The organism is Aquimarina aggregata (genome assembly GCF_001632745.1).
Lineage (GTDB): Bacteria > Bacteroidota > Bacteroidia > Flavobacteriales > Flavobacteriaceae > Aquimarina > Aquimarina aggregata.
In genome coordinates this window covers 58,023-71,574 of the sequence record NZ_LQRT01000035.1, presented here as the reverse complement: position 1 = coordinate 71,574, position 13,552 = coordinate 58,023, and the positions used below count along the sequence as shown (strand labels likewise).

The 13,552-nt window shown below is 30.7% G+C and carries 15 protein-coding genes; 1 reads left to right on the top strand and 14 read right to left on the bottom strand.

What is annotated here, in order from left to right:
• Positions 1 to 41: 41 nt before the first annotated feature.
• The 14 genes from AWE51_RS18630 to AWE51_RS18565 all read right to left on the bottom strand — a co-directional run bounded on the left by AWE51_RS18630 (position 42) and on the right by AWE51_RS18565 (position 12,251).
• A complete protein-coding gene (locus tag AWE51_RS18630; RefSeq protein ID WP_066316629.1) occupies positions 42 to 803 on the bottom strand; it encodes a DUF1330 domain-containing protein in 762 nt (253 codons plus the stop codon).
• 9 nt (positions 804 to 812) lie between these two features.
• The gene (locus tag AWE51_RS18625) at positions 813 to 1,685 is read right to left on the bottom strand and encodes an SDR family oxidoreductase (RefSeq protein WP_066316625.1); all 873 of its coding nucleotides are present in this window, start codon (positions 1,683 to 1,685) and stop codon (positions 813 to 815) included.
• A gap of 62 nt (positions 1,686 to 1,747) precedes the next feature.
• Positions 1,748 to 2,605, bottom strand: coding sequence for a helix-turn-helix domain-containing protein (locus AWE51_RS18620; RefSeq protein WP_066316619.1), 858 nt, complete (start codon positions 2,603 to 2,605; stop codon positions 1,748 to 1,750).
• 233 nt (positions 2,606 to 2,838) lie between these two features.
• Positions 2,839 to 3,270: a VOC family protein gene (locus AWE51_RS18615; protein WP_066316616.1), complete on the bottom strand. Its 432-nt coding sequence runs from the start codon at positions 3,268 to 3,270 to the stop codon at positions 2,839 to 2,841.
• A gap of 149 nt (positions 3,271 to 3,419) precedes the next feature.
• Positions 3,420 to 4,106 carry a hypothetical protein gene (locus tag AWE51_RS18610; protein ID WP_066316613.1) on the bottom strand — a complete coding sequence of 229 codons (687 nt, stop codon included), beginning with the start codon at positions 4,104 to 4,106 and terminating at the stop codon, positions 3,420 to 3,422.
• 196 nt (positions 4,107 to 4,302) lie between these two features.
• The gene (locus AWE51_RS18605; RefSeq protein WP_066316612.1) at positions 4,303 to 5,475 is read right to left on the bottom strand and encodes an FAD-dependent monooxygenase; all 1,173 of its coding nucleotides are present in this window, start codon (positions 5,473 to 5,475) and stop codon (positions 4,303 to 4,305) included.
• A 4-nt stretch (positions 5,476 to 5,479) separates the two neighbouring features.
• Positions 5,480 to 6,208: a DJ-1/PfpI family protein gene (locus AWE51_RS18600; RefSeq protein ID WP_066316610.1), complete on the bottom strand. Its 729-nt coding sequence runs from the start codon at positions 6,206 to 6,208 to the stop codon at positions 5,480 to 5,482.
• Between the two features lie 2 nt (positions 6,209 to 6,210).
• On the bottom strand, positions 6,211 to 6,618 hold the full coding sequence (locus tag AWE51_RS18595; RefSeq protein WP_066316607.1) for a DUF6463 family protein: 408 nt from the start codon (positions 6,616 to 6,618) through the stop codon (positions 6,211 to 6,213).
• 67 nt (positions 6,619 to 6,685) lie between these two features.
• The gene (locus AWE51_RS18590; RefSeq protein ID WP_157766176.1) at positions 6,686 to 7,252 is read right to left on the bottom strand and encodes a Crp/Fnr family transcriptional regulator; all 567 of its coding nucleotides are present in this window, start codon (positions 7,250 to 7,252) and stop codon (positions 6,686 to 6,688) included.
• A 222-nt stretch (positions 7,253 to 7,474) separates the two neighbouring features.
• Positions 7,475 to 7,915: a GNAT family N-acetyltransferase gene (locus AWE51_RS18585; RefSeq protein WP_066316602.1), complete on the bottom strand. Its 441-nt coding sequence runs from the start codon at positions 7,913 to 7,915 to the stop codon at positions 7,475 to 7,477.
• Between the two features lie 77 nt (positions 7,916 to 7,992).
• Entirely contained in the window at positions 7,993 to 9,468 is a 1,476-nt protein-coding gene (locus AWE51_RS18580) for a hypothetical protein (protein WP_066316599.1), read from the bottom strand.
• Positions 9,469 to 9,722: 254 nt separating this feature from the next.
• Positions 9,723 to 10,337 carry a nucleoside monophosphate kinase gene (locus AWE51_RS18575; RefSeq protein WP_066316596.1) on the bottom strand — a complete coding sequence of 205 codons (615 nt, stop codon included), beginning with the start codon at positions 10,335 to 10,337 and terminating at the stop codon, positions 9,723 to 9,725.
• 91 nt (positions 10,338 to 10,428) lie between these two features.
• Positions 10,429 to 11,133, bottom strand: coding sequence for a LytR/AlgR family response regulator transcription factor (locus AWE51_RS18570; RefSeq protein WP_066316593.1), 705 nt, complete (start codon positions 11,131 to 11,133; stop codon positions 10,429 to 10,431).
• Positions 11,130 to 12,251 carry a sensor histidine kinase gene (locus tag AWE51_RS18565; RefSeq protein WP_066317777.1) on the bottom strand — a complete coding sequence of 374 codons (1,122 nt, stop codon included), beginning with the start codon at positions 12,249 to 12,251 and terminating at the stop codon, positions 11,130 to 11,132. Before AWE51_RS18565 ends, AWE51_RS18570 begins: the two co-directional genes overlap by 4 nt.
• A gap of 219 nt (positions 12,252 to 12,470) precedes the next feature.
• Here AWE51_RS18565 and AWE51_RS18560 point away from each other — a divergent pair, with 219 nt between their 5' ends.
• Positions 12,471 to 13,487 carry an alpha/beta fold hydrolase gene (locus tag AWE51_RS18560; protein WP_066316590.1) on the top strand — a complete coding sequence of 339 codons (1,017 nt, stop codon included), beginning with the start codon at positions 12,471 to 12,473 and terminating at the stop codon, positions 13,485 to 13,487.
• Positions 13,488 to 13,552: the final 65 nt, after the last annotated feature.

Sequence of the window (13,552 nt, the reverse complement as noted above, 5' to 3'; positions counted from 1 at the left end):
TAGTATTGCATGTTAGTTTATTACAATTTTGTATTAAGAATTTATAAGCTAGCTTCACCTATAAAAAAATACAGATTTTTTAAAGAAGCATCCCTTTTAGGGAATAAAGCTTTCATTCGTTCATCAGTGCCCATTTGTTGTAACCCTTCTATTGAGTCAAAATAAAAACGATGAATTTCATCAGGTTGTTCTATAGTACCTTTTGATTGAAAAGGAGCAATGAAGCGTTCGAAATGTGTTCCAAATTCAGGCATAATTTCACAAACGTCATCATGATATTCTGCAAATTGCTTTGCAAATTGTTCTCCTTCATTAAAGTAAATAAAAGCAACTCCATAAGTTTTACGTTTATCACCTGTTTCTTTCTTAAATTTAAAATCGGTATTCCTACTTGTAAAGATGGATATGTCTTTCAATGCGGGAATAGCATATTCGTTTCTAATCTTAATAAATTCTGGATCTTCATTGAACTTATTAAATACTTCAATACTTGGATATCTCGCAAAATGGATTTCGTTAGGTAATTCTAAATCACCTTTAACTAGCATTGTTGGTTTAATGATGCGTTCTATTTTTCCATCATATTTTTCTAAAATAGCACCACCTTTCTTTTTATATTCTTCAAATCTAGCTTCTTCGCCATCTTTTATATATATAAGTGCTACGTTGACTATTTCCTGACTTTTTGTTTCCACTTTTTCTAAGTGTTTAGTATTAATATTTGAGTTTTGAGCTTTAGAAATGTATGATACAAACGAGAGTATACCTAAAGCAATGCTTGTAATTGTGTTTAAATACTTCATGTTTTTAATTTAGAGTAGGTGCTCCATTTGTAAAGCATCTTTGATTAGACTTTCTTGAATAGAATTAGTTCTATTATTTAACTCGTTGGTATTGTAATCTATACCTACGGCTTTTCTAATAGGTCTTTTTCCTTGTTGTATCTCTATTAGTTTTAAAACTGCATTTGGAATCTCCTGAGGGTTTGGAGAGGCATCACTTTTGTAGAATTGATCAAAATTTTGAAGCATTGTTTTTGGAACAGAAGCCATTTCTCCATAAGTTTCTAATGTATGGTTGTCGTCTTCTTTTGGGCCACTGTATAATAATCCTGATGGATAAGGACCTGGTTCTATAATTGAAACATCTACTCCAAGAGGTCTTAATTCGTACGAAAGCGCTTCAGAATAAGCTTCTAAAGCAAATTTACTAGCACAATAAATTCCGAAATAAGGAAATACCAATCGTCCAGCTAATGATGAAATATTAATAATTAATCCATCTGAAGATTTTTTTAAAAGAGGAAGGAACGCCTTAGAGGTACGGATAACTCCAAAAAAGTTTGTGTCAAACTGTTCTTGAGCTTGTTCTAAACTATACGCTTCTGTAATACCAACATACATTACTCCAGCATTGTTTATTAATACATCAAGCCCGTTTTGCTCTTCAGAGTGTATTTTTTTTAATAAATCATTCGTAGATTTTTCACTAGTTACATCTAATTCGGCAACAGTAATTGCAATATGTTCTTCTGTTGCAATATGTTCTAATTCCTCTTTTTTTGCTTTGTTTTTTCCGTTTACATCACGCATAGTAGCCCAAACGTTGTAACCTTTTCTAGCGAGTGTTAATGTGGATAAATATCCAAATCCATTACTGGATCCTGTAATAAGTACTGTTTTCATCTTTACATATTTTTTGTTACTGATGCAAAGATGAAAATCGATGAGAAGTAAATGTTTTATAATTAGCTCAAAGATTTGTCTAAATGGTTCAGTTTGTAAGCGGTAGGCGAAATTCCATATTTGCCCTTGAAGGATTTCGAAAAATGCGATACATTACTAAAACCACATTCGTAAGCGATATCTGTTGTTCTTAAATTAGATGAAAGTAACAGTTTTAAAGAGCGTTCTAGTTTTTTATCTCTAAGGTAAGTTGCCGGAGATGCGTTGTATATCTTTTTAAATTCTCTTTTAAAAGTAGATAGGCTCTGATTGTTTAAAATGGCTAATTCTTCTAAAGAAATATTCTCATAAAAATGCGCTTTTATAATTTCTCTGAAGGAATGCGATGTTGGATGAAACAGATTAGAGAGAATGTTTCTAATAGCAGGTGCATTTTTGGTCTGATTTAACAACAAGATAATTTCCTTGAGTTTTAAGATGAGTATTTCTTCGGTAACCAATTTAGGAGTTTGAAAATAAAACAAGATACCTTCTATGTATTTTCTAATTAAAATGTCGCTATTAAGTTTAGACATCCCAATATCTAAAGGGAGTTTTTGTGTTAGAAAATCAGGAAGTTTGTTCTCATAAATTTTTAATAATATATCTGGATAAAAATGAACTGCAAGCGCTTGATATGTGTCTGAACTGGCAGAGGGTAGCATATTACAGGTGTAGTTACCACATTTCATTAAAAGTGATTCTCCTGCTTCAATGCGTAGTCGTTCAGTTTCTGAAATAGAATCATACTCGCCTTTTAGTATATATAAGAAACAAGCCTCATTGGGCATGAGGTTTGGTTTTTTATAGGGCGGTTTTAGAATAATAGTTTCAAAAAGTAATTTGCCAAATAAATCGATGGTTTTGTAATCCTGTACCATTTATTTTTTTGTTGAAAAATAACGCTTGTAAGTTAGTTATTGTTTTACAAACAGTTCAAATTGTTGTCAATTTAGTTCAGTTTTTTCTGTTTGTGTACAACGGTTAGGTTATAGTTTCATTACGGAATCATAAGCTAGGATATTCTGAGAAAACCGAGTTATCGTTTCAAGATAATAATTTCCGAGTAGGAAATTCCGTCGCAATGAATTATTGCTGTTATTGTGCTTCGTTTTTAATTCATTGTTTGAAGATAATTTACCATCCATTGCACTCCGAACTTATCGGTAAATGTCCCAAAGTACCCACCCCAAAATGTATCCTCTAGTGGCGATGTTATCGTTCCTCCTGATGAAAGCCCATTAAATAGTTTAATAGCTTCTTCTTTACTCTCTGGACTAATAGAGATGTAATAGTTATTTCCAAATGTTAGCGATTGTCCCATGGATTCAAGTGCATCTGTCCCCATAAGGAAATTCCCGGGGCCTATTGGTAACCCAACATGCATTACTTTTTGCTTATCTTCCTCCGACATTAATTCATTATCAGGCATATCTCCAAAGCGTCTTATTCCACCAACGAAATCGACACCAAATACTGATTTGTAAAAATTAAATGCTTCTTCGGTGTTACCCATAAAGCTTAAATAAGTATTGATTGTTGCCATATTTTATTTTTTCAGAAATTAATTATTCTTAATCTTTTTGTTAATAAAGCACAACGTTTGGTATAAGAAACGTAGGGCAGAAAATAAGCAATACCTTTTCGATTTAACCCAAACTCCGCATTATCGCATAGGTGTTGTTTGGTAATGTTTTACTTTTCTATTTCTGCTTGTAATTCTTTCATTTTTTCATCAGTCATTGTAGCGGTTTTAGACATTCCATTTATTATTTCGAATACTAAAGTCAAAGCAATAGATGAGTCTAAAGCCATTTTGGTATCAATTAGTACACGACAAATAGCATTTATTACTATGCGTAAGGTTTTTTCGTCACTTTCGAGATTAATAGTGTCATCAACATACTTTCTTGTTTCATATCCAGCTTGTAATGGCAATATAGAAGGTTTATTTTCATTAGGTACGCTTAAGCTAATGTTTCCCCATTCTGACTCTCCTATATTTTTTGCAAATCCTTCAAAAATTTTTGTCAACGCTGGGAAAGGTTTTTTACTAAAATGAGAATCTATTTTTCTTTTAATCTTTGAAAAAATAGCGTCTTCTGGTAATTCATTCCAATTTTCTACTGCTACAGATCCAACAAGAATTTCATTAATTTTTTCAGAAAATATGGCTGAACCAGGTTCAAAATTGTGTTTATAGATCGAAAATTCACCGGCAATTTTGATACATCTTTCAGCCAAAATTGTCGACATTACGCAAAGAGCATCTTCAACTCGGACACCTTTTTCAGTTTGAACACTGTCGTATACAAAGTTTACAAGTTTTTTAGTGAGTTTTTCAACTGAAGGTTTAGAATTTAGAAAATCAAAAATTCCCATATCTTTATTTTAATATTGTTTAATGATTAGTATAATAAAGGTAGGGCGGGGATAAGCTATACATTTCGGATTGGTATTAAGTCAAATATAAATAATTTTGCTTTTATCTTTTTTCTCATTAACGTCAAATTTTATAGTTGGTGACTTGGCAAATAAATACAGACCTTCCTATTAAACTCAAAAGTCCTATATTTTCTTATATATTGTTGGCAATAGTTTTGTCCAGTTTATACAATTCTAACATCTGTTTTTTTATATAAGATTGAGGTGTTTTTTTAAGAATAAAATTTCGAATGATTTCCAAGAATCTGTTTGTTATTGAGATTTTTGATGTGAGTCTTGATTGTTTTACTAGTTTTTCAACTTTCGCCTTTCTATAATTATAAAATTTATCGAATGCTGTATCTAATTTTTTAGTTTTTTTGATGAAGTTTGATAAGTAAAATGCGTCTTCAATTGCTTGAGCGCCACCTTGCCCTAAATCTGGAGTCATACTATGTGCAGCATCTCCAATTAGGCAGATATTTCCCAGGTTCCATTTATTTAGTAGTTCTAAATCAGAAAGATCATCTCTGAAAATTTTCTCGTTTGGTGTGTTTTTAATAAGATAAGTTACAAGAGGAGGGTATTCTGAGAACATGTTCGTTAACATAACTTTACGGTCTTTTTCATCATCGGTTAGGTTAGGTTGACTCATTTTTACAGCAAACCAATATACTTTTCCATTTGAAATTTTAGACACACCAAATTGCAATTTTTCACCCCATAAGGTAAAACCTACGGACTCTAGTAGAGGATCTAAATCATAGTTAGAAATACCTCTCCAGCAAGTTTGTCCCGAATATCTTAATTTACTATTAGGAAATAGTTGTTTCCTTATTTTGGACTTAATCCCGTCTGCACCAATTATTGCATTTGTATTTACATGAGAACCATCTATAAAATATAACCTTATAGATTTTTCGCTATCCTGTGCGTATTCTTTGAATTCTTTACCCAATTCAATATTTTCTTGTTGTACATATTTATATAAAATTTCCTGTAGCTCTCCCCTATGTATAGCCATTGTAGTAAAACCAAATTTTCCTTGTACAAAATCTTGATTGGAATCCGATATTGGGTTAAATTTATGATCTGCTACCAAAATTCTATTAAGAGTATTTCCAGCATTTTGAATTTCCTGTAGTAGGGTAGGATTAATCCATTGTAAAACTTGTAAAGCATTTGGTGATAGCCATATTCCTGCTCCAACTGCTTCCAACGAAGCAGCTCTTTCGTATAATGTATATGGAATATTTAATTTATCCAAGGACAATGCTGTAACTAAACCTCCAATTCCTCCACCAATTATAGCTATATTTTCGGTCATAAATTTATTTTTTTATTCTATCAAATAGTATTGATGTTTCAACAAATTTTCTATGTTCTGTACTTGTTAGTTTTTCTAACAAATCAAACGAGGCGATATAACTTACTAAGCTACCATTCGATGAAATAAATTTCCCATCTTGAATAACAGAAATTTTATTATCATCAACAACTTGTAAATTGGGGTAATTTTCTTTTAAAGACTTTCCACCAGTAACATAGGTGACTATTTTTTTATTGTTCGCAATTCCTGATGCACCAATTAAAAATGCTCCTGCACAATGGCTAGCTATATAATCGGTTGATTTATTCTGTTCTTTAACAAAATTCACTAATTTTTCGTCTGAAGTTTGGTCGGTAGGATTGTATGAACTTGGTACTACTAAAACTTTTAATTCAGGTATATCTTCAATTACAAAATCTGGTATTATTTTTAATCCATGAGCGCTGTTATAAGTTTTATTTTCTTTTGCAATCGTGATTACGTTAAAAAGATTCTTATTGTCAATGGTAGGATTAGAAAAGACATCTAATGGAGCAACTACTTCATTTATTATTACTCCTTCAAAGATTAGTATTCCAATGGTTGGTAAACTTTGGTTAATAAACTTTTTTGTTATTTTTTCTTGTATTGGAATTTTTGTAATTGTTGTTTTTTCAGAATTGGTTTTTGTTCGTTCTGAACAACTTAAAAGTATTAATGTTAGTGTGAGTAATGTGATTGTTTTTTTCATTTTTATACTTTAATTTTCTTGTTTCTACTTTGGTACAACATATATATTGCGTGTGGCAGCATAAGAAATGTCATACCAGAAAAGGGAATCATATAAACACCAATTAATACTGCAATTAGATATGTAGTTATGAATTTTTTAGGGACTATTTTATTTGTCTTTTCTATGTAATTTATAAGAATTCCAATGACTATAATTAAAATCCCAAAATATACAAACCAAAAAGAAGCAAAATTTTCATAATTCATTATTCCATTCAACAACGGAAATTCAAAAAGCCCATCACTAATTTTGAAAAAGTATGTTTGAGAAAATGTTAAAAATTGTTTTCCAAAAGCAAAAGGGGATATACCTAATAGACAATGCGAAATTCCTGTATAAATTAATATTTTGCCATTAAATAACTTCATAATTCGCTTGTTATAGGTATAAAGGTAAGCGTACTTTTAAAAATATTTTTTGACCTATATCAAATTATTAGTTAGATGCTCTTATTCTGCTTAGAGTTTCTTGTGTTATTCCTAAATAAGATGCAATATCTCCTAATGGTACTGTTAATTCAATCTGCGGATATTGTTCTATTAAACTTTCATATCGTTGTTTAACAGTTTTAAATTGAATAGAAGCAATTCTATATCTAAATTGAACAATTACTTTTGATAAAACGACACGAAACAAATGTTCAAAATCATGATGTTTTTTGCAAAGTAATTCTACATTAGATTTTTCAGTTTCAAGGACCACACAATCTTCTATGGTTTCAATAAAATGAAGACTTGGTTCGTCAGAGAGATAACTTGAACTTGAAGTGATGAATTGATTTTCGAAAGCAAACCAATCTGTGATTTTCTTGTCATTAAGAATATAATATGCCTTTAAAGAGCCTTTTATCAAAAAAAATAATTTATGCCTTTGTTGTCCTTCTTTTACTATTTGGTCACCTTTTTTGTATTCAATTATTGTGCTCTTGGTTTCCCAATCTAAAACAGTTGATTGCTTAAGAGCACAATAATTTAAAGCTATTTTGTTTGATATATTATTCAATTTACAATCAATGTCAAATTATTGTTAACGTTAAGTATAAGAAACGTAGAGCAAGTGATAAGCACTAACGTTTCGGTTTATTACTTAGCTAAATATAAATATTTTGCTTTTCATTTTTTCTCGTTTAAAAGCCTAATCAAAAATTTGGGGCCTTCCTAAATATACACAAACCTTTTGGTTAAGCACTTATTAGCTATGTTTTATAAACCGTGTTGGCTGTAGTTATTTTATTAATTTCATATGTAAAGTTGGGTAAGGTTTTCCAGAAGAGTCCAATTCAGAACGCTCTATAACTTCAAATCCACAATGCTTGTAAAACCCGACAGCTTGTTCATTCTGTTCGTTCACGTCAACTTTCGTAACGTTCAATTTGTCAATTGAATAATCTAATAGTGTTTTTCCTATTCTTTTTCCTCTAAAATCAGGATGAATAAATAACATTTCCAAGTTTTGATCAGCAACTCCAAGAAAACCAACTATTTTTTTACCATTACCCCGAATACATTTTAATTCAACAGCATCTAAATAGGTGTTTAATATTAGTGGTTTAAAATATTCAATATCTTCTTCTTTTAGAAAATGATGTGTTGCTCTAACTGAAGCTTCCCAAAGTTCAACAACTTCTTTATACTCCTTTTTATCAATATCATCTATTTTTTTCATTTTTTTAATTATAGGCAACGTCTCAAGTAAAAAATCGTTTTAATGTTTTTTACTTTTCCGTTATAAGCCAAGTCTGCTTAGTTACTTTTTTCTAATTCAGAAATCCTTTTTAGAGCATCTTCTAAAGATTTTCGATCATTTTTTATAAAGCTATTTACTTCTACATATTCTTCATCACTATTTTGAGCAGCATTTATTTGATAATTTGATATGGATCCAGTTACACCGTCAAATCGAAACCCTCCATGAACATAGCTTAATATGATATTAGATAAAGAGACATTTTCTATTTTAATACCATCATTTTGAGAGCTCAATCTAAATGAGTGACCTTTTTCCCCTGTAAGGTGTTCTAAGCCTGTGATTTCATGACCTATTACATTATCAATTACTACATTTTTGACATAATGTTTAGTTCCAGGCTCTATATCAATGTTTATGATATTAATCCCCCCTTGTTGAATAATATTTTTTAGAATAATATGATCTGTTCTACTAATTTTTGATGTCGTTATGGAGTCAATTTTATACTCCCATTTATCTAAATAAAACAGTTTTGCATAATTCCCTTTTACTCTTTCTTTATTAGTAGGAGGTTGAATGGCGATACCTCGTAAACCATTATAACAATTAATATTAACATCTGTGATCTCAATATTTTTAGCATTTCCAATACCTATTGCAACATCTCCTTTATATCTAGGAATGTAATAACCTCCATATAAAGTAACGTCCCATACAGAGTATGGGGAGATGAAGGTATCCTCTTTTGTGAAATATTTTCCAATCGCAATCATTCCTCCACCTACAGACCCTTTAATACTGCTTGTGTTTAAAAGTTGATATTCATCTAGGTTATCTCTACTTTGTCCAGAAAGAATTTCATAATTTATTAACTCGTTGGATGGGATGTTCCATAAATCATCATTACCCCGGCACATTATTCTAGAATCAGAATTAGCGCCAATAAATGTTGCTCCGCTAAAATCATAGTATCTATTACTTTGATTCAGATATAACATACGGTCTAAAACAAATCTTCCATTGGCCACAAATTTTCTTACATTAGGAAATGCTTCTATAGCTTTTTGAAATAGTTGAGATGTAAATTGACTTCCGGTATCATCTACACCAAACCATTGAGGTATTACAAAATCATTTTTGAGATTTCCGTTAACTTTTCCATCATCTTTAGTAAGATCAAAATTATCAATAAAACAATCATCAATTGTCCCATTATCATCTAAATCAAATATTTGATAGGAACCAGCATTAATACTTCCATTAATCGTTACTGTAACATTACCATTTATTTTAAGTTTGTTTCCTCGAAAAAAGTTAAGTTCAATTCCTTCTGGAATTGTTACATTACCATTAACTTTAATATCACCTTTGATGGTAATTGTACCGTTACCGTTTAGAGTATTTATTCCTTGTGATAAAGTCCCAGAATTTCCATATTCAACTCCTTCTGTAACTACAAACTCTGTTTGATAAGGAAAGGCGATTAAATAAAATAGAACAAGAATCAATGTGGAGATTGTTTTTTTCATTTGTTATCTAGTTTGTTTATATATTACTTTATGTTTTAATTGATGAAAATGTTACCTAGAGTTTGGTGATATTTTTTTGGGTTGCTTATGACGTTTAATATTTGTTAAATAGGATAGAAAACAAGTGATTATTTCGGTTTAGCCACAAGCTAAATCTTTTGTGTTTTGTTTTAATTTTACTTTTGTAATACCAAATCAAGAGATTTGGCGACTTTGCAAATGGACAAATACTATTGGATTACACACAACTCGTTCTATTTGCTATATATGGTGTTATACACATCTTTTATTTTACTTCGTATTTTGTACGTATCCCATTCCATAGGATATTCGAATTCCATTTTTGTTGTAATTTCAGGACAATCAATTAATTCAGATATTTCTTTATTTTGATATTTAGTTTGGTCAAATTTTTTAATCATTGCTGTACTTACTTGTTGATCTTTACCTTCAATTAATCTTTCAATGTTGCTTAACTCCAATATCCATAATTGAATAATTTCGAACCCGTTTTCAGAAAGCAAGTTTGTCAAATAATCAAGTTGCTCTTTTGTTCTTGGGTATCCAATAATAAGTATCTCATTTTTAATTTCAATTATTTTTTCTCTAATTAATTCAGTAATTAGAGTTGTTGAAACTAATTCTCCCTTTTCAACCTGTTTTTTTATATCGTTTGCAAGGTCAGAATTTGAATCATTCCTTAGTTTATTGATTAGTAACTCTTGAATATTCAACTTTGTTAAATCAAATATTTCAACAAGTATATCTTCAAACCCTTTTTGGGATGAAAAACTTGTTGAAGTAATTAAATGACATTGTTTCATTTCGGTTGTGTATAATAACAATTCGTTATGTTCACTAGTAAACATATTTTTAGTATAAAGTATACATTACTTTTTATATTTACTAAATGCTGTTTTTTACAAATAAGGGCAAGACACAAAAGCATACATATCACAATTATTTTTTTCTGGCTATTAAAGTATTGATTTTACTTCGGTAGGTCTGACCAATAGGTATTTTATGATCGTGAATATAGATTTGATTTCCTTGAATGGTCTCAATTCTATGAATTGCTACAATGAATGACTTATGAACTCGCAGGAACTTTTCTTTAATGAGTGATGTCTCTAACGTAGAAATTTTTTCATGGGTAAGGATCATTTTTTCTGTAAGATAGACTTTGCAGTAGTTGCCAAAAGCCTCTACAAATAAAATATCTTTCATTAGAATTTGATGATACATTTTATCTCCTTTGAGAAAAAAACGTTCGTTTTTTTTCGTGTCAACAGTACTCATTTCGACTTTTTTTTCTTCCTTTTCTGTAGTAATTTTATTGATTGCTTTCAAAAAACGTGGAAGTGAGAAAGGCTTTAACAAATAGTCAATAATATCTAATTCATAACCTTCTAAGGCATATTCTTTATAAGCAGTTGTTACGATAACTTTAGGAGGAGAGGGCAATGTTTTTAATAATTCAAACCCCATAATTTTAGGCATGTTAAGATCTAGAAAAATCAAATCTACCTTATGCTTGGTAATTATTGCTGATGCCTCTAGTGCATTGTAAGCATTACCAACTTTTTTTAAAAATGGTAGTTCGGCGCAGTAGCCTTCTAAAATACGATGTGCTATCGGCTCATCATCTACAATTAGATAGTTCATGTTGTTTTGATTGATAAACTTAGTTCGTAAATATCTTCAGTTTTAGTTATCTCTAATTTATGTTTATTAGGGTAGATCATGGCAAGTCTCTTTTGCAAATTTTCTAATCCAATACCTTTACTTTTTAGTTCTTTGAATTCGTAATTATTTTTAATTCGAAAAAATATACCCGAATTGGTTGTGGTAATTTCAATTTTGATAAAGGCATTTTCCATCAAACTCTCGACACCATGTTTAAATGCATTTTCTAAAGGAATTACAATTAGTATTGGAGCTATTTTGTGTGAATAAGGAATATCTTTTATAAAGGTAATTTCCACTTTTTTTTGATATCGTATTTTGTTTAATTCAATATAATCTTCGATATAGGCTATTTCATCCTTTAGATAAACATAATCGGCATTACCATCATATATTGTATAGCGCATTATATCAGAGAGCTTAAGGATCATGGCAGGAGCCTTTTCTGATTTCTCTACGGCTAATCCGTACAGATTATTCAGGGTATTAAAGAAAAAATGTGGGTTAACTTGATTCTTTAATAACATTAATTCTGCCTTAGCTTTATCTGCTCTTAAGTTAGTCAACCATTTCCACCGATCATATGCCCACAAAACGATCATCATTGATATAGAAACGATAAGAAAAGTAGTAACAACCGGATGGTGATCTTCTGCATAATTAGATGTTCTTCTGAACATAAAGAAATAAGTAATCACAGCACCATAAGTAAAGATAATAGCGATCTGGTATTTTTTAAAAAACTTTGGTATAATCAAGTAACTGACTCCCATCCAAAATAAAATCAATAGTGGGATAGTAATCGGATTATTAGGAATATTCATGAAATACTCTGCTATTGCTCCCAAAAATAGTAACCCAAATACTCCCAAAACTTTGTACATCGGAAACTTGGAAATCAAAAGTGCAAGAGTCAGCCAACAAAACAAAAAGCTAAAAATGTTTATACCCATATAAAAAGGTAGAACAACAGAATCTGGTCGTACGATAAAACCACCAGAAAAGTGTCCAACTATAAAAATTGCACTGGCAAGAATTCCTCCTATGACTAATTCCCTATAGTTACTTTTAATAAAGCTGGTTAAATGGGTTTTCATACGCATAGTCATTTATCTCATATAAAAATAGAGATTCGCATAAGGATAACAAATAAACATGACAAACATGATCATTTTTAGGTTAAATCACTCTAGTTTTTTAGCGAACGCTATTACAACCTACGATAGCAATTGTGTAAAAGTATTTCGGGTGTGTTTGTAATAATAAATGGGGATTCGAGAAAAGTACAACTATGTTTGATGCAAAAATTAAGTATCATGAAAATTATTATGAAAATTATAAAAAGATTCTTTTTGTTCATTTCGGTATCAATCACATTATTAGTTCTAGCGGGCTTAGTTTTTCGTTTATTGGGTGCTGAGCCTAATCAACCAGAGGGGAAACTTATAGCGGTAGATGGGGTTAAATTTCATATAAATGCCACAGGAAAAAAAAGTAATAAACCAACTCTAGTAATTGAAGGAGGTGGTGGTTTACCAACAGAATACTACCATTGGTTAAGTGAAGGACTTAAAGATAGTTTGCGAGTGGTACGTTATGATCGTTCTGGAGTTGGTTATAGTGAATTGGGCAATACACCGCGTGATGCAGAAACTATTGCTAAAGAATTACGAAAACTTCTGAGAAATGCAGGTGAATCACCGCCATATATATTGGCAGGACATTCAATTGGAGGTACTTACATACGTGTACTTACAAAACTATATCCTAATGAAGTAGCAGCTGTAGTTTTTATTGACGCTACACACCCAGAACAAGTTGAAAGATTTAATGCTGCACCAGTATCTTCTTTTAGATTTAAATCAGTGATTTGGGGGTTGAATGTGGCCACTTTTTTTGCAGATGCGGGAGTTTTAGGTCTGATAGAAAGTTTTACAGGTCCTACATTTGCTGGTGATGGTTTACCCAAAGAAATAAATAATCGAATGCGAGATATGCTATTAAACGGAAAAGGTCTAAGAGGATACAAAAGCGAATTAGAAAATTACCACTCTAATCTAAAACTCGCAAAAATCATTAATCAATTTGAAGCATTGCCAATTAGAGTCTTCACAGCAATCAAAATCGATAAAGAATCATATCGGGAACGAGGTATAAACCCTCAAAAATATCTAAACAAATTTATTAAAGCTCAGAAAGAATTTATAGATCTTTCGTGCATTGGGAAACAGGTATTAATTGATGGGAACCACCAAACTATTTTTACAAAAAAAAAGAATGCTGATATTATCTGTAGAGAAATTGTTCAATTACTGAAAGAATTAAAAAGTTAATCAATGATACTACCGATTTATCTAAAGTCGATTATTTAATCGACCATATCATATCAAATGTAAAA